The 19,894-nt window shown below is 65.5% G+C and carries 14 protein-coding genes; 9 read left to right on the plus strand and 5 right to left on the minus strand.

Annotated elements, in window-relative coordinates; genetic code table 11:
• Positions 1–18 precede the first annotated feature (18 nt).
• The 5 genes from LB566_RS17410 to LB566_RS17430 are packed head-to-tail and all read left to right on the plus strand — an operon-like array spanning position 19 to position 5,022.
• Entirely contained in the window at positions 19–897 is an 879-nt protein-coding gene (locus tag LB566_RS17410) for a BadF/BadG/BcrA/BcrD ATPase family protein (RefSeq protein WP_224625283.1), read from the plus strand.
• A complete protein-coding gene (locus tag LB566_RS17415) occupies positions 894–1,676 on the plus strand; it encodes a GntR family transcriptional regulator (RefSeq protein ID WP_224625284.1) in 783 nt (260 codons plus the stop codon). Before LB566_RS17410 ends, LB566_RS17415 begins: the two co-directional genes overlap by 4 nt.
• Positions 1,673–2,725: an SIS domain-containing protein gene (locus LB566_RS17420; protein WP_224625285.1), complete on the plus strand. Its 1,053-nt coding sequence runs from the start codon at positions 1,673–1,675 to the stop codon at positions 2,723–2,725. The genes LB566_RS17415 and LB566_RS17420 overlap by 4 nt, the downstream gene beginning before the upstream one ends.
• Positions 2,722–3,900, plus strand: a complete 1,179-nt coding sequence (gene nagA / locus LB566_RS17425) for an N-acetylglucosamine-6-phosphate deacetylase (RefSeq protein ID WP_224625286.1) — start codon at positions 2,722–2,724, stop codon at positions 3,898–3,900. Before LB566_RS17420 ends, nagA begins: the two co-directional genes overlap by 4 nt.
• A 9-nt stretch (positions 3,901–3,909) precedes the next feature.
• A complete protein-coding gene (locus tag LB566_RS17430; protein WP_224625287.1) occupies positions 3,910–5,022 on the plus strand; it encodes an NAD(P)/FAD-dependent oxidoreductase in 1,113 nt (370 codons plus the stop codon).
• A 107-nt stretch (positions 5,023–5,129) separates the two neighbouring features.
• On the opposite strand, the gene LB566_RS17435 is transcribed toward LB566_RS17430, so the two are convergent.
• The 5 genes from LB566_RS17435 to LB566_RS17455 form a co-directional block, all read right to left on the minus strand.
• A complete protein-coding gene (locus LB566_RS17435) occupies positions 5,130–6,659 on the minus strand; it encodes a malonate--CoA ligase (protein ID WP_224625288.1) in 1,530 nt (509 codons plus the stop codon).
• A gap of 219 nt (positions 6,660–6,878) precedes the next feature.
• On the minus strand, positions 6,879–7,622 hold the full coding sequence (locus LB566_RS17440) for a GntR family transcriptional regulator (RefSeq protein WP_224625289.1): 744 nt from the start codon (positions 7,620–7,622) through the stop codon (positions 6,879–6,881).
• A 266-nt stretch (positions 7,623–7,888) separates the two neighbouring features.
• Positions 7,889–8,566 carry a ribulose-phosphate 3-epimerase gene (rpe, locus tag LB566_RS17445; protein ID WP_224625290.1) on the minus strand — a complete coding sequence of 226 codons (678 nt, stop codon included), beginning with the start codon at positions 8,564–8,566 and terminating at the stop codon, positions 7,889–7,891.
• A gap of 212 nt (positions 8,567–8,778) precedes the next feature.
• Complete coding sequence (locus LB566_RS17450; RefSeq protein WP_224625291.1) at positions 8,779–12,537, minus strand: DUF11 domain-containing protein; 3,759 nt, start codon at positions 12,535–12,537, stop codon at positions 8,779–8,781.
• Positions 12,538–12,547: 10 nt separating this feature from the next.
• The gene (locus LB566_RS17455) at positions 12,548–14,545 is read right to left on the minus strand and encodes a hypothetical protein (RefSeq protein WP_411910487.1); all 1,998 of its coding nucleotides are present in this window, start codon (positions 14,543–14,545) and stop codon (positions 12,548–12,550) included.
• A gap of 568 nt (positions 14,546–15,113) precedes the next feature.
• Between LB566_RS17455 and dnaK the strand changes: the two genes are divergently transcribed.
• The 4 genes from dnaK (at position 15,114) to LB566_RS17475 (ending at position 19,888) form a co-directional block, all read left to right on the plus strand.
• A complete protein-coding gene (gene dnaK / locus LB566_RS17460; RefSeq protein WP_140551705.1) occupies positions 15,114–17,030 on the plus strand; it encodes a molecular chaperone DnaK in 1,917 nt (638 codons plus the stop codon).
• Between the two features lie 213 nt (positions 17,031–17,243).
• Positions 17,244–18,374, plus strand: coding sequence for a molecular chaperone DnaJ (gene dnaJ / locus LB566_RS17465; protein ID WP_140551706.1), 1,131 nt, complete (start codon positions 17,244–17,246; stop codon positions 18,372–18,374).
• A 206-nt stretch (positions 18,375–18,580) separates the two neighbouring features.
• Positions 18,581–19,186 (plus strand): phospholipid N-methyltransferase PmtA, encoded by a 606-nt coding sequence (gene pmtA / locus LB566_RS17470; protein WP_140625262.1) that lies wholly within the window; start codon positions 18,581–18,583, stop codon positions 19,184–19,186.
• A 105-nt stretch (positions 19,187–19,291) separates the two neighbouring features.
• Positions 19,292–19,888: an NADPH-dependent FMN reductase gene (locus tag LB566_RS17475; protein WP_224625293.1), complete on the plus strand. Its 597-nt coding sequence runs from the start codon at positions 19,292–19,294 to the stop codon at positions 19,886–19,888.
• Positions 19,889–19,894 lie beyond the last annotated feature (6 nt).

The following is a 19,894-nucleotide window of genomic DNA, read 5'->3' on the forward strand; positions in this document are numbered from 1 at the left end:
GCCCGGAGGAGAAATCACGTGAAATTCGTGCTTGGCATCGATGGCGGCGGCACCAGCTGCAGGGCGGCCCTGGCAATGGCGGACGGCACGGTCCTCGGCCGCGCCAAAAGCGGCGCCGCCAACATCCGCACCGACCTGACCGGCGCCCGGGCGAACATCGTCGAGGCGGCGCGGCAAGCCTTTGTCGCCGCTGGCCAGGATCCGGAGCTGATCCCGCGAACGCCGGCCATTCTCGGCCTTGCCGGCGCCAATGTCGGCACCTACCGGCAGCAGCTCGAGGCGATCCTGCCGTTCAGCACCAGCCGCGTCGAGACCGACGCCGAGATCGCGCTCGAAGGCGCCGTCGGTTCCGGTGACGGCGCCATGGCGATCCTCGGCACCGGCACCGCCTACATGGCGCGCAAGAACGGCAAGTCACGCGCCATCGGCGGCTGGGGCTTCCAGGTCGGCGACCAGGGCAGCGGCGCCCGCATCGGCCGCGACCTGCTCGAACAGACCCTGCTTGCTCATGACGGCGTGCGCGCGCGCACGCCGTTGACCGACAGCATGATGGCCGTGTTCCGCGACAATCCGGAGGACGTTGTCGAGTTCACCACCAATGCCAAGCCCGGCGACTTCGGCGGCTTCGCCCCCAAAGTGTTCGAACATGCCGAAAGGGGCGACGCGGTCGCCAACTGGATCCTCGACAAGGCGGTCGCCGATGTCGAGGCCTCGCTCGGCGCGCTGGAGTTGGCGGACGACGCGCCGCTCTGCCTGCTCGGCGGGCTGGCGCCGCTCTACGCGCCGCGCCTGTCGGCACGCTACCGGGCGCTGCTTCGGGAGCCGCTCGACGATGCGCTCGGCGGCGCCGTGCAGATGGCGGTCCGCCTGTTCGCGCCGAGGGGAGCGGCTCGATGAACGACGCCGCCGACCAGATCTTCGCTACGCTCAAGCAATCCTCGCAAAGCGGTGCGCCGCTTTACCTGCAGCTCAGGAAGAGCATCGAGGATGCCGTCAACCGCGGCCTGATCGGGCCCGGCGACGCGCTGCCTTCCGAGCGTGACATCGCCATCAAGGCCGATATTTCGCGTGTCACCGTGCGCAAGGCGGTGCAGGACCTGGTCAAGGGCGGCATCCTGGTCCAGCGCCACGGCTCCGGCACCTTCGTGGCGCCGCGCATGGAGCGGGTCGAGCAGTCGCTGTCGCGGCTGACCTCCTTCACCGAGGACATGGCGCGGCGCGGCATGGCGGTGCGCTCGGCCTGGCTCGACCGCGGCCTTTACGCGCCCTCGCCCGACGAGATGATGGTGCTCGGTCTGTCGTCGAACGAACTGGTTGCGCGCGTGGCGCGCCTGCGCATCGCCAACGATACGCCGCTGGCGATCGAACGCGCCTCGCTGTCGGCCAGCGTGCTGCCGGACCCCGCTGGAATTGGCTCCTCGCTCTACGCAGCCCTGGAATTGACCGGCAACAGGCCGGTGCGCGCGGTGCAGCGCATCTCGGCCGCCAATCTCGGTGACGGCGACGCGCGCCTGCTCGAAGTGCCGCCGGGCATTGCCGGCCTGCACATCGAGCGTATCTCCTATCTGGCGAGCGGCAAGGTGATCGAGTTCACCCGCTCCATCTACAGGGGCGACGCCTATGATTTCGTCGCCGAGCTGCGGCTGACAGGGCCAAGCGAAGAGGGCCGACCATGACAACCGAGCCGAACAAATCGACTGAGCCGACCCATATGCGGCGCGAGATCGAGGAGATCCCGCAAGCCGTCGCCCGTCTGCTCGACGGTTCCGGCGCCGTGCTTTCCGAAGCCGGCCGCGGCATTCGCGAGCGCGACCCGCATTTCGTCGTCACCGTGGCGCGCGGCTCGTCCGACCATGCCGCCACTTTCATGAAGTACGCGGTCGAACTCACCGCCGGTCTGGCGGTGGCTTCGGTCGGCCCCTCGATCGCCTCGATCTATGGCCGCAAACTCAGGCTCGGCGGCTCCGCGTGCCTGGCCATCTCGCAGTCGGGCAAGAGCCCCGACATCGTCGCGATGGCCGAGACCGCAAGGGCCGGCGGCGCGCTGACCATCGCCGTCACCAACACCGCCGATTCGCCGCTGGCGCGTGCCTCGGACCATGCGATCGACATACTGGCCGGGCCCGAGCGCAGCGTCGCGGCGACCAAGACCTTCGTCAATTCCGCCGTCGCCGGCCTTGCTCTGATGGCGCATTCCACCGGCGACGAAGCGCTTCTCAAGGCGCTCGCCCGCTTGCCCGAGCATTTCGGCAAGGCGATCGCCTGCGACTGGATGAGCGTGCTCGTCGAAACGATCGAAAAGCAGAAGTCGCTGTTCATCCTCGGCCGCGGCCCGTCCGCGGCGATGGCCAACGAGGCGGCGCTGAAATTCAAGGAAACCTGCGGCATGCATGCCGAGGCCTACAGTGCTGCCGAAGTCATGCATGGCCCGCTGGCGCTGATCGGCCCCGATTTTCCGGTGCTGGCGCTGGCCGCGCGCGACGCGTCCGAACCGTCCGTGGCCGAAGCCGCCGACAGCCTGGCGGCCAAGGGGGCGCCGGTCTTCGTCACCTCGATGCTTGCCACCAAGGCCACGCGCCTGCCGCATGTCGCCACCGGCCATCCGCTGACCGATCCGCTGGCGCTGATCGTGTCCTTCTACGTTTTCGTCGAGGCTCTTGCGCGCCACCGCGGTCTCGATCCGGACACGCCGCGCAACCTTCGCAAGGTGACGGAGACCGTATGAGCGACCGTTTTGCCCTGACTGGCGCCACTATCTTCGACGGCGACGACTGGCATGACGGTCATGCCCTCGTCGTGCGCGACGGCCTGGTCGAGGCCATCCTGCCCACCGGCGCGCTTGCCGTGGATATGCGCCGCCTCGACACCGGCGGCGGCATGCTGGCGCCGGGCTTCGTCGACATCCAGGTCAATGGCGGCGGCGGCGTCATGCTCAACGACCACCCCGATGTCGCCTCGATCGAGGCCATCTGCCGGGCGCATGCGCCGTTCGGCACCACGGCGCTGCTGCCGACGCTGATCACCGATACAGCTGATATCACCGCCGCGGCGATCGCCGCCGGCGAGGCGTCGGCACTGCGGAAAGTACCGGGGTTTCTCGGGCTGCATCTGGAAGGTCCACATCTGTCGGTCGCCCGCAAGGGCGCGCATGACCCGGCGCTGATCCGGCCGATGACGGACAAGGACGAGGCGATGCTGATCGCCGCGCGAGGCAAGCTCCCGGTGCTGCTCACCACGGTCGCGCCCGAATCCGTCGAGGCGACCCGCGTGGCGGCCTTGGCCAAGGCCGGCATCATCGTCAGCCTCGGCCATTCCGACAGTGGCTACGCCACGGCCAAAGCCTTCAGCGAGGCCGGCGCCAGCGTGGTCACCCACCTGTTCAACGCCATGAGCCAGATCGGCAACCGGGAGCCGGGCCTGGCGGGTGCGGCAATCGACATCGGCAGCCTGTCCGCAGGCCTGATCGCCGACGGCATCCATGTCGATCCGGCCACCATCGCAATAGCGCTGCGGGCCAAGAGGGGGCCGGGCAGGATCGTGCTGGTCACCGACGCCATGGCGACGATCGGCACCGACATGACCTCCTTCACGCTCAACGGCCGCACCATCTACCGCAAGGACGGCAGCCTGCGGCTTGCCGACGGAACGTTGGCCGGCGCCGATCTCGACATGATCTCAGCCGTGCGTTTCACCCACCGCAGCGTGGGCGTGGAGCTTTCGGAGGCCTTGCGCATGGCGTCTCTCTACCCGGCGCAGGCGGTCGGCCAGTCGCACCGGCTCGGGCGCTTCGCCAAGGGTACCGCCGCCGACATCGTTTCGCTTTCGGACGATCTCGACATCAAAAGCGTCTGGATCGGCGGCGACAGGGTTTTTTCGACCAGCGTCGGCGGGCAACGGTGAAAGCCGGCCATGGCTGACGTCGATTGCGTCGTCGCCGGAGCCGGCGTCGTCGGGCTCGCCATTGCCAGGGCGCTCGCCTTGTCGGGCCGCGAAGTGCTGGTGGTCGAAAAGGCAGCCTCGATCGGCACCGTCACCAGTTCGCGCAATTCGGAAGTGATCCATGCCGGGCTCTATTACGCGCCCGGAAGCCTGAAGGCGCGTTTCTGCGTCGAAGGGCGCGAACGGCTCTATGCCTATTGCCGCGAGCGTGGCATCGGCCATCGACGCACCGGCAAGCTGATCGTCGCCGTCGAACCTGGCCAGCTGCCCCGGCTGAATGCAATCCGGGCCAATGCGGAGCAATGCGGCGTCGACGACCTCGACCTGCTGACCGCCGCGCAAGCCGAAAACCTCGAACCGGCGCTGAGCTGCGCCGGCGCGCTGCTGTCGCCGTCGACGGGGATCGTCGACAGCCAGGCGCTGATGCTGTCGCTGCGCGGCGACGCGGAGGCGGCCGGTGCGTCGTTGGCCTTCCTGACCGCCATCGCCGGGGCGGCAATAGACCCCGATGGGATCCGTATCAGCACGCACGACGCCGACGGCGAGACATTCACGTTGAAAGCCGGCGCTTTCGTCAACGCCGCAGGGCTCGACGCGCAGGCGCTGGCCGGTAGCATCGAAGGGTTCCCCCCAGAGCTCGTGCCGCCGCTCTGGCTGGCGCGCGGCAACTACTTTTCGCTTTCGGGCCGCTCGCCATTCTCACGGCTGATCTATCCCGTGCCGGTCAATGGCGGCCTCGGCGTGCACCTGACCATCGATCTCGGCGGCAGCGCCCGCTTCGGGCCCGACGTCGAATGGATCGACCAGACGGACTATACGGTCGATCCCGGCCGAGGCGCGGTCTTCTATGACGAGATCCGGCGCTATTGGCCGGATCTGAGGGACGGCGCCCTGCTGCCGGCCTATGCCGGGATCAGGCCGAAACTATCCGGCCCGAACCAGTCGGCTGCCGACTTCATGGTGCAGGGGCCGGCCGACCACGGCGCCGGCCGGATCGTCAACCTGTTCGGCATAGAGAGCCCCGGCCTGACGGCAAGCCTGGCCCTGGCCGAGCATGTCGTCGGTCTCCTGTATCCCCGATGATGCCCAGGCGACCGCGCGAAACTGTTCGCATGTCCTCGTACACCTGTTCGCGCTGTGTCTCGTCAAACAGCAGGACCGGGAGATGAGGGCATCTTGCCTGGATGGGTTCAGTTAGCCGGCGTATTGCCAGAAAAAAGGTCCTTGTAGGCATCGCGCAGCAGGTTCTTCTGCACCTTGCCCATGGTGTTGCGCGGCAATTCGTCGACGAAGACCACGCGCTTGGGATGCTTGTATTTGGCCACGCGCCCGGCAATGGCGGCGAGTATTGCGGCAGCGGTGACGGTCGACGCCGGCGAGCGAACCACCACGGCCGTGACGCCTTCGCCGAAATCGGGATGGGCAACGCCGATGACGGCGCTTTCCAGGACGCCGTCAAGCGCGTCGATCTCGCTTTCGAGCTCCTTGGGATAGATGTTGTAGCCGCCCGAGATGATCAGGTCCTTGCCGCGGCCGACGATGTGGACATAGCCGTCGGCATCGATCATGCCGAGATCGCCTGTGATGAAGAAACCGTCGGCGCGGAATTCCGCTCTGGTCTTTTCCGGCATGCGCCAGTAGCCGGAGAAGACGTTCGGCCCCTTGACCTCGATCATGCCGACCTCGCCCTGGGCAAGCGGCCTGCCAGTGTCGGGGTCGGCGATGCGCAGCGACACGCCCGGCAAGGGAAAGCCGACGGTGCCGGGGCGGCGTTCGCCATCATAGGGGTTGGAGGTGTTCATGTTGGTCTCGGTCATGCCGTAGCGCTCGAGAATGGCGTGGCCGGTGCGCTCGCGCCAGGCCTTGTGCGTCTCGGCCAGCAGCGGCGCCGAGCCGGAAACGAACAGGCGGATGTTTCTTGCCGCCTCGCGGGTCAGCCCGTCCTGCTGCAAGAGCCGGACATAGAAGGTCGGCACGCCCATCAGCGCCGTGGCGTCCGGCAAGAGCGAGGCGACGCGCCCTGCGTCGAACTTCTGCTCGAACAGCATCGAGGCGCCGGCCATCAGGATGACGTTGGTGGCGACGAACAGGCCATGCGTGTGGAAGATGGGCAACGCGTGGATCAGCACATCGTCTGATGTGAAGCGCCAATAGTCGACCAGCACGCGCGCATTCGAGGCGAGGTTCTCGTGGCTGAGCATGGCGCCCTTCGAGCGGCCAGTCGTTCCCGACGTGTAGAGGATCGCCGCAAGATCGTCAGGACCGCGCGCCACGTCGTGGAAGTCGGGCGATTGCCGCGACGCGTGGTCCGTCAGCGATCCTTCGCCCTTGCCGCCGAGGGTGACGGCAAGGGCGCCGCCCTTTTGCGCCAGGGCTTCGATTTCGGCTGCCCGAGCCGGATCGCAGACGACGAGCCGGGGCTCGGCATCGCCGAAGAAATAGGCGAGTTCGGCCAGCGTATAGGCGGTGTTGAGCGGCAGGAAGACGGCGCCGGCGCGCAGGCAGGCGAGATACAGCAGCATAGCCTCCGGGCTCTTCTCGACCTGCACCGCGACCCGGTCGCCGGGCTCGACACCAAGTTGCAAAAGCGCGTGCGCCAATTGCGCCGAGCGCGCCAGCATGTCGCCATAGGTCAGCACTCGGCCGTCATCCGTCCGCATCAACAGGCGTCCGGGCTTCGGCATCCGGGACCGGAAAATGTCGAACAGATGATTGCTCATGAGGTCTTCCTGCATCTGGCGGAGAAAGGCATGCATCCGGACGGAGCCGGGCCTGTCTTCCGGTTCGGCCGCTTTGCACGACGCCAGACTGTTGGTGGTTCTTACCGACCCGTCAAGCCCGCAAGGGCGGCTCCACGCGGCCGCCATGATCATGTCGCCGGGCGAAAAGCGGAAAGGCCTTGCCGGTGAGGTGGCAAAGACTTGGGGCGCGATGCGGCGCTAACGTGGCGTGCGCTCGGCCCCGGCGCTGGCCGGCTCTGATGCTTCGACCTGCTTGAAGCGCTCCATGCACATGGCTGCCGTCAGGCGATAGTGATTGAGCAGGGCTTCGACCGCGGCGTCGGCATTACCGTCCAGCGCATTTTCCGCGATCAGGCGGTGCTCCGCGAAATCGTCGCGCTGGACGCCTTCGCCGTTACTGGCCATTCGCCGGTAGCGGTAGGCGTGATCGGAAAGCTGGTCGCAGAAGCCCACCAGCCATTGCGACCGGCAGGCCGAGATCAGCACACGGTGGAAAGTGCGATGCAGTCTCTCCCAGTCCGGATTGAGCGACATGTCCGGTAGGATGAGGCGCGAGGTGCGCCCCAACCGATGCAGCGCCAGCACCAGCTGTTCTTCCCACTCGGCGGTGCGGTGGGCGATGGATTCGCGAAGCGCCCGTTCCTCGAGCCAGCAACGGGTGCGCGTCAATTCCTCGAGCTCTGCCGCGCTGACCGGCATGATGAAGAAGCCTCGCTGGTCATGGCGACCGAGAAGCCCTTCCGAGGCCAGGCGATTGAGAGCCTCACGAACCGGGGAAGCGCCGGCGCCGTATTTGGAAACAACCCATTCGACCCGCAGCTTGCTCTCGGTTTCAAGGGCACCCCGCAGAAGATCGGCACGGAGTTGATGGTAGACGGTGCTGGCGAGCGTACTCTTCGAGCCGGTGCCGTCGTCATTCAGGTTGGCAGCTGCGTATGTCAAAATCGGCTCCTTGTCCCCAATTCCGGTCCTGGGCAATTCGAGTCCGAGAAACAGGTCCCTTTCCGTACACTTACCCTACCGCGCGCGTCTCGACGGGCTCAAGCGGGAGATCGCGTCATTGTACTTTAGAACAAAGAAATATGCACGATCCTATATCTGGTCGAACGAAATCGTGTTCGGCTACAACCGCCAGAAATTTAACGTCCGCGGAATTGACCACGTAGGAAATCCAGGCCTCCGGCCCATAGGCTCCTTGTGCGGTGCTTTTAGCCGGCTGCCTTGTCGGCCGCCGTCCTGATCGCCTCGATATTCGCCCGGTAGGCTTCGACGCTGCCGCCCTTGAAGATGGCGGCGCCGGCCACCAGCACATCGGCGCCGGCGGCGGTCACCAGCGGCGCGGTTTCGGGCGACACGCCGCCGTCGATCTCGATGCGGATCGGCCGCCCGCCGATCAGCGCCTTGACCCGCCTCACCTTATCGAGGATTGCCGGAATGAAGGCCTGGCCCCCGAAACCCGGGTTGACGGTCATGATCAGGATCAGGTCGAGCCTGTCGAGCACGTATTCGATCGCACTTTCCGGCGTTGCCGGATTGAGCGAAACGCCGGCCTTCTTGCCGAGATTCCTGATCGTCTGCAGCGAACGGTCGAGATGCGGACCGGCCTCGGCATGCACCGTCATGCCGTCGCAACCGGCCTCGGCGAAGGCGGCCAGATAGGGATCGGCCGGCGCAATCATCAAATGGCAGTCGAAGAAAGCCTTGGTGCGATTGCGAATCGCCTTGATCACCGGCGGACCGAAGGTGATGTTGGGGACGAAATGGCCGTCCATCACATCGAGATGGATCCAGTCGGCGCCGGCTGCCGCGACGGCTTCGACCTCGTCGCCCAGCTTCGAAAAGTCCGAAGCCAGCACCGAAGGTGCGATCAAGGTTTTTTTCGTCATGATGATGGGGCCTTTCCGAGCGCCTTTTTCATCTGGTCACTGCCTAAAGCGCAGCGGATGACTTGTCGAGAGCGCGAGCGTGGCGGTTCCACAGGCTGGGATAGTGTGGCGGCGTCCTCGTCGTGTTGCAGCCAGTTTCGACTTGCTCCTGGGCTACGAAGAACCCCCCGGATTGCTCCGGCGGGGTTTCCGATGTGCCTTTCAGGCGATGGTTACTGCTGCTGGAGATTCAGGATTCTGTTTGGAGCCGTATCCTGGCGCTGTTCGGACTGCGGCCTGCGCCGTGGCAGAACCTGCTGCAGCAGCATGCCCGGGTTGAGTTCCAGCGAGGGCTGCCCGCGCACCGGCCTGCAGTTTGGATAACGACCGATCGTGCCTTCCGGACAACGCCGCCTGAAGATCGGCTGGCACTGGCCGTTGACCATTTGCGAGCCCGGCGCGCATTCGCTCTCTTGCCTGGACCGCCGGCATGCGCCGTCGATCACCTGGGTGCCACGCGGACAGACACACTCGCCGCGCTTGTTGTGGATCTGGCCGCGTATGTCGCACTGCTCCACATCGGGCCGCTTGCGCCGGCACACTCCATTGCGCAGCTCGGTACCCCTTGGGCAGACGCATTCGCCGTCCGCGCCGTGGACCTGACCACGGATGGTGCACTGTTCAGGCTTCGGCCGGACCTGACGACAGGCGCCGTTTCGCAGCTCTGTGCCCCTCGGGCAGACGCAGTCGCCGTCAGCGTCATGGACCTGGCCGCGGATGGTGCACTGCTCAGGCTTCGGCCTGTCGCGTATGCAGGCGTTGGCATCCCGGTCGAGATGCGTGCCCCTGGGACAGGTGCAGCGATCTCCGTCCGATGTCGGCACCGAGCCCGGTATCGCACAGCCCGGCCTGGAGGTCTTGACGCAGGCGCCGTTCTCCAGCTCGGTGCCGCGCGGACAGACGCAGCGTCCATCCCCTGTGCGGATCTGGCCCTCGAGCAGCACGCAACGCTTTGGCTCCTTCGGCGGGATGATGACGCCGCCGGACGAGCACTGGCCGTTGCGATAGGTGGTGCCTTGCGGGCAGACGCACCGGCCGGCGTCGTTCATGACGAAGCCCGCCGAGCATTCCTTCTTCGTCTCATGCCTGATGGTGAAGGGATGGCAGGCATAGGCCTTGCCGCGTTCGCTCTGGGCCTGGTCGCGGGAAAGCACATCGTCACCGCCGCCCTGCACCCGCGTGTCGGGAGAGAGCACGCCGACGCAGTTCTGGCCGTTGAGGCTGCCTTGCAGATTGGCCAGGCGGCCATCGCCGGGGATCACCACGGTGACCTTGTGGGCGCGGCTTTCGCCAGCGCCAAGCGTCAGGTTGGCGATGCAGGACGCAGGCAAGACCGCCGGTTCCGGCGAGCAGCCGAAGGGCGGCTCGATCGAGGTGATCGCGACGCCTTCCAGCCGGCCGAGGCCTTCGACGCCGATCGCGTCGCCGATGCGGACCGCGCCGGCAAATTCCGTCGGGCCGTCATTGGTGATGGTGATCTCGAACGAGCAAGGTTTTCCGGGTCGGCACTCGCTGTCGCCGGTCTTCTCGACGCGGATGGACGAGGCCCCGCCGCCCTTGGCGCAGGCCCGGCCGATCAGATGGACGACATCGTCGCCCTGCGCCGGGCCGTAAGAGCCCCGCGCGCAGTTCTCGAACTCGCCGTTGGCCGAAACGGTGACGTCGAAGTGCCTGCTGGTTCCCGGCGTCATGACGGCACCGGGAATCTGGCACGCCAGCGTGTCGGCCGGAAGCGGTCCACACGCCCATTCCGCGCCGTCAGGGGTGACGGTCCGGATCTCGACGGGCGCGCCGCCCGACACCAAAGTGGCGGCGTCGTTGACCCGCACCGGACCGGTGGGGGCAGCCGTGCCGGCATTGCTGACGGTGATGCGGCAGGAGACGAAAGCGGCACCCGCCAGCGAGCCGCCGCATGTCTTGGTGATGCGCAGGACTGGCTGGCCGCCATTGGGACGAGGCATGCGTTGCTTGGCGCAGGCCCGGTTGTTGGTGAGGTCGGTCTCGCCGGGGATCGGTTTCACCTCGGCGCAATTCTCGATCGCGTCCGACCGATAGCTGGCCGGCACCACCGCCTTGACGACGATCGCCGTCGAGGCGCCCGGCGGCAGCGAGATGCCGGCATTGTCGCAGCGGAACTGGCCCGGACCGTTCGGACCGCATGTCCAGGGCGGGCTCGGGCCGAAAGTCGAGGAAGCCGGCGCCCCCCCGAGATAGGTGTCGATCACGGTCAGCGGCCCGCTATAGGTCGAGGTGCCGTTGTTGATGATGTCGATGACGAAGCTGCACACGCCATCGGCGGTGCAGGCTTCGGCACGGGCACGCTTTTTCAGGATCAGGTCGGTCTTCTTCTCGACCGGCGGCCGGCAATCGCGGTCGCGATCGCCACGCCGGCAGATCGGGATCGAGGCGCAGCCACGGTCGTTGGCCTGGCTGCCGAACAGCGGCTTGCCGCTGGCGGCATAGTTATAGGCGGCACAGTTGCGCAAGCTTGCGCCTTGCCAGCTCCCGGCCGGCTTGAAGCCGAGCTCGAGGTCGACGAAAGCTCCCGGATTGAGCGTAGTCACCGGATGGGTGCACGTCATCGGCGCGGTGCCGGGCACACAGACCCAGGGCGGATTGGGCCCTGAGTCGAGCGTCGAGCCGGCCGGCAGTGTCACGTCGTCGAGTACGATCTTGCCGTTATAGGGCGCGTCGCCGACATTGCTGACCCGGATGGTGAAGTCGCAGCCGCCGCCCATGGTACAGCGCGTGACATCGGCGCGTTTCTCGACCTTCAGGTCCGGTTGCCTGTCCCTGGGCGGACATCTCTGGTCACGCGGGATGACAATGTCGATGGTCTGCGTGCAGCAGAGCCCCCAACCCTCTTTCTGCCCGGCATAGGTCTCGATGCCGGTGACGACGAGGTGGATGACGTCGCCGGGCGAGGCGCCGACGATCTTCCAGTTCAGCACACCGCCGCCGGCCGGCACCTTCTGGGTGTCGGGGACTATGGTGATGCCGGGCGTCGTCGTCGAAAGCTGCACCCATTTGCCGTCCATCTCGGGACCGACAGGCATATGGTAGATGAAGGCGCCGCCGCCGGGCACGCAGTCGACCGTGCCGCGCTCCACCTTGAAGCATTCCTTGCCGGGTGGCGGCGGTGGCGGCGGATTGCACTTGGTCAGGTCGATCCGGATCGAGGTTTTTTCGCCGGTGAGAAAATTGCCGTCGTCCGGCTTACCGGGATCCTGCGACGGGATGACAGTTCCCGTGCCGGTGCCGACGGTGACTTTGATCAGGCCCTGATTGTCGACCGTCGCCGGCGCGGGGAACGCCGCATGGTCGATCCTGGCGGTGATGCGGAACGTGATGACGCGTTCGCCCAGTGCGCCCGAGCCGTCGAGGTCGGAAGCGGAAATCCGGAAATCGGAAACCGTTGCGGTGTCGTTGGGGCCGGCCGAATTGCTGAGGACGGCGCCGGGCAGAGATCCGCCCGACGCATCGGTGCCGTCACCGGAGACCTGCACATTGGTGATTTGCAGGCCGTGCGGCAGCTGGTCCTTGAAGTCGAGCCGGGCTCTCTTCAGCGAAGCCGCCAGGCCCGGGCTGGCGAAGCCTTGCGGGGCGCCGCGCAGGCCGAAGCTCAACATGTAGAAGACATAATCGCAGCTTCGCTGGCCGCCGGTCTTGGTGAAGACCGGCACGGCCCGTCCGGGCTCCGGATTGATGATGCGCGGATTGTCGAGCCTGAATTCCATATCCGGGCCGGCGGCCTGGACGGTCTTGGCCGGAGCCGTGTCTTCGGCAAGTGCCGGCAGCGCAGGCAGCATGGGGACCGCGATACCAGCCGCCACCAGCCAGAGCGCAGCGCGCCGGGCAAAAGACAGGCGCCTCGTGTTCATGACGGTTGATTTGTCGGCGACGCCAAGCAGGGAGCGTGCGAGATTGTTCATCGTCCCCTCCTCAACGTTCGCAGCTGACGGCTGGCATTCTGAGCGGCAAGGTCATCTTGCAGCAAGGGTAGTAGCCGCCCTTGTCCTTGTCGGACTTCCTGTAGAAGCAGAGCCCGACATCGACCGTGTCGCCCGGATCGTGGCCGGTGATGCCGATCGTGTAGGGCTTATCAGGCGCATGTGACATGGGCGAGGTCACCCCGATGCCTGGCGTCCTGGACCTTGTCTCGGTCGACGGCTGGGCTTTGATCGAATCGCCGCCGAAGCCGGTATGGTCATGAAGGTAGAGGTCCGCCTCGAGCCCGCGCGGCGTGCAGAAATATCTGACATCGTCGACATCGAGACAGGGGGGCAGGTTGCCGGGCGGTGGGAAGTCCGGCGGATAGAACGGTGGCAGGTAGCCGCCCGGGATTTCCTCATAATAGCCGGCGCGGCCCTCGCAGGGATACCAGACGGCGACGTCGCCGACATGGCCTTCCACTTCCGGGTCCTCGAAATAGCCGTCGAAGTCGACGAACCAGGAGCCGAAAGGCGGCACATTGGCCGGCTTGACCAGTTCCCTGGGCGTGATCTGCACACCGTGGACGGCTAGCGGCCCGCCAGCGGCGAGCCGCTCGGCAAGGGCCGGATTGTCACGCAATTTGTCGCCTGACTTGACCAGCGTCTGGGTGCAGGCCGAGGTATCGAGATTGCCCTCGGCATCATAGCCATATTGCAGGTCCAGCCCGCCGGCCGACTGCCGGAAACCTTGCGGGAAACCGACCGCATATTCCTGCGGCGCTTCCACCCAGGCCGATTCCGTTGCCGGATCGTCCGGAGACTCGCGCCAGTAGCGGACGACCTCGCCCTTGCCGGAATCGGCGAACTGGCTGTAGTCGTAGCGGTTCTCGACCGGGCCGCGCTGGGCCAGGTACATGAAGCCGCTATTGTCGAAGGCGATGTCGGTGATGGCATAGTCCTTTTCGGCCTTGACCGTCAGCTCCCAACGGGGATCGCCGGCGAAGCGGCCGTCGCGGGCAATGCCCACCGACCAGATCTCGGCCTTCTCGCCGACGGAATAATAGAGCCGGCCGCCATGATAGGCGACGGCCCAGACACGGCGCTCGTCCTGGGTGTAGCCCCAGGTCTCGGGGTCTTCCGTGTCGAAGGCGGCCCCCTTTATGTCCATGACGGCGCCATCGTCGGCGACCGGAGCCAGGCCATGCGCCGGGCGCCCGGCGACGCCATGGTCGAACGTGTCGACCAGCGCGCCACCGGCGTCGATGCGATGGATCAGGCCGGTATCGAGGTCGGAGGCGAAGACCTGACGGTGGATGGGGTCGAAGGAGAGATTGCCGATGCCCGGCCCGCTGTTGGTATCGATATCGGCGAATTTGGCGACCTGGCCGGTGATGCCGTCGATCTTCCAGATCGTACCCGGCCCGCCGCCGTTCTCGGTGCCGAACTGGCCCTCCATGAAAGCAGCGCCTGCCATGCCGCGGCGCTGCCGCTCCGGACGGCCGTCATCGTCGGCGTCAGGCGTGACGATGCGGATGCCATGCAGCGAGGTGGCGCCGGCATAGAGATTGGGGATGCCTGACTGGACGCCATCGCGCATGCCGTCATCATAGGTGAGGCCGAACACCTGGCCGATCTGGCCTGATGTCACCTCGAAAGGCGGCGGCGTGTAGACGAGCTGGCCCGAAGCCGGCCCGCCCAGGCGTGAAACGTCGAAAACGCGCAAGGTGGCGCGCGCCGTGTCGATGAAGGTTTCGTCGACCGGATCGACGCCGGGCGGCAGGCCCCCCTTTTCGGAATCAGAAGAGTCGAAATCGGGAATGACAGTGCCGGAAAAGCCGGTGACCGCCATCGAGCCGGGATAGATGATCCGGGTTTCCTGCGCCCGCGCGGGGCCGCCAAGCCACAGGCCGGCGGTCAGCGCTAGGACAAGAAATGCGCTGGTTGCCTTCGCCACGCGGCGCAATCGGCCGGCACGAAAGGGCACGAACCGGCCGTGATCGCGAGACATGGAACTCCCCCCGAAGTCTAAGGGAGAACCAACCGATCCTGCCGCGCAAACCAAGGCAAGGCGCGGCGTTCCGGCACGTTCGTCCCCGATCGAATTGTCTGCTTTCCTCATGATTACGATACGCCCGCCCCTGTGCAGGGTCAACGGAACCAGCGGAAAGCCAAGCGCATCGACCTTGTCTCGAAGACGATGGTCGCGCCGAGCTCCTGTTGGTCGGGGAGGCCATGGCGTCCCTGGGGTGCTGGTCATGGTGGCTCCCTTTCCCGTGGCCGCATGATGCGGCGCCTGAGCGTCAGTCGGACGCGAAGGCGGAAAGGTTCACAGAGGGGCCTGGCTATTCTTCCAAACGACAGCGAGGCAGGCCTGATCGGGTCGTTTTTCCATGCGCTGGCGAGGATGGTGGAAGCGTTGCGCAGAATGCTTGCGCCCGATGCCGCCTGTTCTTATATACGCGCCAAGCCGTCCAGCGCCGCGACAGCGGTTGCCGAACGGGATTTCTTGTGAACAGGGGCTTTCGTCGGAACGCCTTACGGGTCCTGAGAGCCTGCTTAGCGGAGAGACTAGAAAAATGGCAAAAGTAATCGGTATCGATCTTGGCACCACCAACTCCTGCATCGCCATCATGGATGGCAAGGAACCGAAGGTGATCGAGAATGCGGAAGGCGCGCGCACGACGCCTTCCATCGTCGCCATTTCGGGCGACGGAGAACGTCTCGTCGGCCAGCCGGCCAAGCGCCAGGCGGTCACCAATCCTGAAAACACCATCTTCGCGGTCAAGCGCCTGATCGGCCGCCGCTATGACGATCCGGTGACGGAAAAGGACAAGAAGCTTGTCCCCTACAAGATCGTCAAGGGTGACAATGGCGATGCCTGGGTCGAGGCCGGCGGCAAGAAGCAGTCGCCCAGCCAGATCTCGGCCATGATCCTGCAGAAGATGAAGGAAACGGCGGAAGCCTATCTCGGCGAGAAGGTCGAGAAGGCGGTCATCACCGTTCCGGCCTATTTCAACGACGCCCAGCGCCAGGCGACCAAGGACGCCGGCAAGATCGCCGGCCTCGAAGTGCTGCGCATCATCAACGAGCCGACCGCGGCGGCCCTCGCCTACGGCCTCGACAAGAAGGACGGCAAGACCATCGCCGTCTATGACCTTGGCGGCGGCACGTTCGACATTTCGGTGCTCGAGATCGGCGATGGCGTGTTCGAGGTGAAGTCGACCAATGGCGACACCTTCCTCGGCGGCGAGGATTTCGACATGCGCCTGGTCGAATATCTGGCGGCCGAGTTCAAGAAGGAACAGGGCATCGATCTGAAGAACGACAAGCTCGCCCTCCAGCGCCTCAAGGAGGCTGCCGAAAAGGCCAAGATCGAGCTGTCGTCGACGACGCAGACCGAGATCAACCTGCCGTTCATCACCGCCGACGCGACTGGCCCGAAGCACCTGACGCTGAAGCTGACGCGCGCCAAGTTCGAAAGCCTGGTCGAAGACCTCGTCCAGCGCACCATCGATCCGTGCAAGGCGGCGCTCAAGGATGCCGGCCTGAAGGCTGGCGAGATCGACGAAGTCGTCCTGGTCGGCGGCATGACCCGCATGCCCAAGATCCAGGAGATCGTGAAGCAGTTCTTCGGCAAGGAGCCGCACAAGGGCGTCAACCCCGATGAGGTCGTCGCACTCGGCGCCGCCATCCAGGCCGGCGTGCTGCAGGGCGATGTCAAGGATGTGCTGCTGCTCGACGTGACCCCGCTGTCGCTCGGCATCGAGACGCTGGGCGGCGTGTTCACCCGGCTGATCGAGCGCAACACGACGATCCCGACCAAGAAGAGCCAGGTGTTCTCGACGGCCGAGGATTCGCAGTCGGCCGTGACCATCCGGGTCTTCCAGGGCGAGCGCGAAATGGCCGCCGACAACAAGGCGCTCGGCCAGTTCGACCTGGTCGGCATTCCGCCGGCTCCGCGCGGCGTGCCGCAGATCGAGGTCACCTTCGACATCGACGCCAACGGCATTGTCAACGTTTCGGCCAAGGACAAGGGCACCGGCAAGGAGCACCAGATCCGCATCCAGGCCTCGGGCGGCCTTTCGGACGCCGACATCGAGAAGATGGTGAAGGACGCCGAAGCCAATGCCGAGACCGACAAGAAGCGGCGTGCGCTGGTCGAGGCCCGCAACCAGGCCGAGGCGCTGGTGCATTCCTCGGAGAAGTCGCTGAAGGAATATGGCGACAAGGTCTCGGAAGCCGACCGCACGGCGATATCGGACGCGATCGCGGCTCTGAAGACCGCCACCGAGGGTGACGACGCAGCGGAAATCGAAGCCAAGAGCCAAGCGCTCGCGGAGGCTTCGATGAAGCTCGGCCAGGCCATGTACGAAGCCTCGCAGAAGGAAGCGGCGGAAGCCGACGCCAAGGCGGACGCCGCCAAGGACTCGGATGTGGTCGATGCCGATTTCGAGGAAATCGACGAGGACGACGACAAGAAGAAGTCGGCCTGAACCGGCTGACGGCAAGACAAAGCGGAAAGCCCGGCGCAAAGCCGGGCTTTTTTGCAACCCTGGCAGAAAAAGTGCGGAAAAAATCGTCGAAAAGCACGAACAGCTCCGCACCGGCCCTAGCATCCGGGCTGCGCCGATCCTAAATCGTGGCAACGTGCCGGCAAACGACGCAACACTGCATGAAGACGTTGAGCATCCGGACAGCGGGAAAAAATGAAAGCTGATTTCTACGAAACGCTGGGCGTGCACAAGGGTGCCGACGACAAGGAACTGAAGAGCGCTTTTCGCAAGCTCGCCATGCAGTTCCACCCCGACCGCAATCCGGGCGACCATGCCTGCGAGCACAAGTTCAAGGAAATCAACGAAGCCTACGAGACGCTGAAGGACCCCCAGAAGCGCGCGGCCTATGACCGTTTCGGGCACGCGGCCTTCGAGCAGGGCGGCATGAACGGCGGCGCACACGGCTTCGGCGCCGGCGGCTTCGCCGACATCTTCGAGGATATTTTCGGCGACATGATGGGCGGCCGCCAGCGCCGCTCTTCGGGCGGCCGCGAGCGCGGCGCCGACCTGCGCTATAACATGGAAATCTCGCTGGAAGAGGCCTTTGCCGGCAAGACCGCGCAGATCCGCGTGCCGGCCTCGATCTCGTGCTCGGAATGCTCGGGAACCGGCGCCAAGCCCGGAACCCAGCCGGTCACCTGCTCGATGTGCAACGGCCACGGCAAGGTGCGCGCCACGCAAGGCTTCTTCTCCATCGAGCGCACCTGCCCGCAATGCCAGGGCCGCGGCCAGACCATCAAGGATCCGTGCCCGAAATGCGCCGGCCAGGGCCGCGTCACCGAGGAGCGTTCGCTGTCGGTCAACATTCCGGCCGGCATCGAGGACGGCACCCGTATCCGGCTTGCCAATGAGGGCGAAGCCGGCCTGCGCGGCGGGCCGTCGGGCGACCTCTACATTTTCCTGGCGGTCAAACCGCACGAATTCTTCCAGCGCGACGGCGCCGACCTCTACTGCAAGGTGCCGATCTCGATGACGACGGCCGCCCTTGGCGGCTCGTTCGAGGTGACGACGCTGGACGGAACGCAGACCAAGGTGAAGGTGCCGGAAGGCACCCAGAACGGACGCCAGTTCCGCCTCAAGGGCAAGGGCATGCCGGTGCTGCGCCAGCCCAATGTCGGCGACCTCTACATCCAGACGGCGGTCGAGACACCGCAGAACCTGTCGCGCCGCCAGCGCGAGTTGCTTGAAGAGTTCGAACAGCTCTCCTCACAGGACAATTCCCCCCAGTCGAGCGGCTTTTTCGCCCGCATGAAGGACTTTTTCGAGTCGTTCGGCGAGCATTGATCGACGGCCTGTGCACGTGTGGCTTGCCTTGCCGGCGTCGGCGGCCTCCCCACCTGCCGGCAACCAAGACACACCGTCAACCGCAGAAGGCGCGCATTTTTGGACGCGACGAAAACTATCTTATCCACGACATTGGCATGACCCTGCCTTGCCTTGGGCGGCTTAGGTGTTAAGTAGCTCTCAGGGGAGCGCTGAGGAGAGCTTGCATGACACGTGGTCCGGGACTGCGGAAGGCGCTTGCCGAAAAGTTCGACGACGAGCTGAAGTTCTTCAAGGGCTGGATCGACAAGCCGAAGACGGTCGGGTCGATCGTGCCGACCAGCTCCATCACCGCCCGCAAGATGGCCTCGATCGTCGACCCGAAGTCCGGCCTGCCGGTGCTCGAGGTCGGGCCCGGCACCGGCGTCATCACCCGCGCCATACTGGCCCAGGGCGTGAGGCCTGAAAACCTCTACGCAGTCGAATATTCTACCGATTTCGTGCGCCATCTGCGCCGGCTCTATCCCGGCGTCAACGTCATCGAGGGCGACGCCTTCAATCTCAACGCCACGCTTGGCGACAAGAGCGGGATGATGTTCGATTCGGTGGTCTCGGGCGTGCCGCTGCTCAACTTCCCGGTCGCCCAGCGTATCGCCTATATCGAAAGCCTGCTCGACCGCATTCCGGCCGGCCGGCCGATCGTGCAGCTGACCTACGGCCCGATGTCGCCGATCCCGCCCGGCCGCGGCGACTACACGGTCAAGCATTTCGACTTCATCATCCGCAACATTCCGCCGACGCAGCTGTGGATCTACCGGCGCGAGGCGCATTAGGGATTGCGAAGTCGACCGCGAATGTCTTCGAAAGTCGACGCTTTGCCTGATCTGCATTGATTTGAGCGGGCTCTGGCTGTACCTGTCCGGGAACAAGGTTAGCCAATGGCAGTGATCCCAAGAATCTTGGTCTTTGCCGGCTCGGTCCGGATCGGGGCCTTCAGTGGCAGGACTGCCGACGTGGCGCAGAAGGAACTTGCGGTGCAAGGCGCCGAGGTCACCCGCATTTCGCTTGCCGACTATCCCCTGCCGATCCTGGACGAGGATCTCGAGAAGGAAAAAGGCGTCCCCGAAAACGCCCTGAAACTCGCCCGGATGATCATTGCCCATGACGGGCTGCTGATCGCCACGCCCGAATACAACGGCTCCATTCCGCCGCTGCTCAAGAACACGATCGACTGGGTGAGCCGGGTGCGCAAGGATGGCGGCCGTGCGGTGAGGCCGTTTGCCGGCAAGGTCGCCGGCCTCAGTTCGTCTTCCAGCGGACACTTCGCCGGGATACGCTGCATCAATCATCTGCGCGCCGTGCTGGTGCGTTGCCAGATGGAGGTGGTGACGCCGGAATGCTCGGTGCCGGAAGGCGGCAATGCCTTCGACGAGGACGGGCGTTTCAGGGACGAACGACTACACCAATCGATGGAGCACCTATGCCGCACGCTGATCGAAACCTCGCGCATGCTGTCGACCCGGGTCGAGCCGTGATCGCCA

The organism is Mesorhizobium sp. CA13 (assembly GCF_020165235.1).
In the GTDB taxonomy this organism is placed as follows: Bacteria; Pseudomonadota; Alphaproteobacteria; order Rhizobiales; family Rhizobiaceae; genus Mesorhizobium.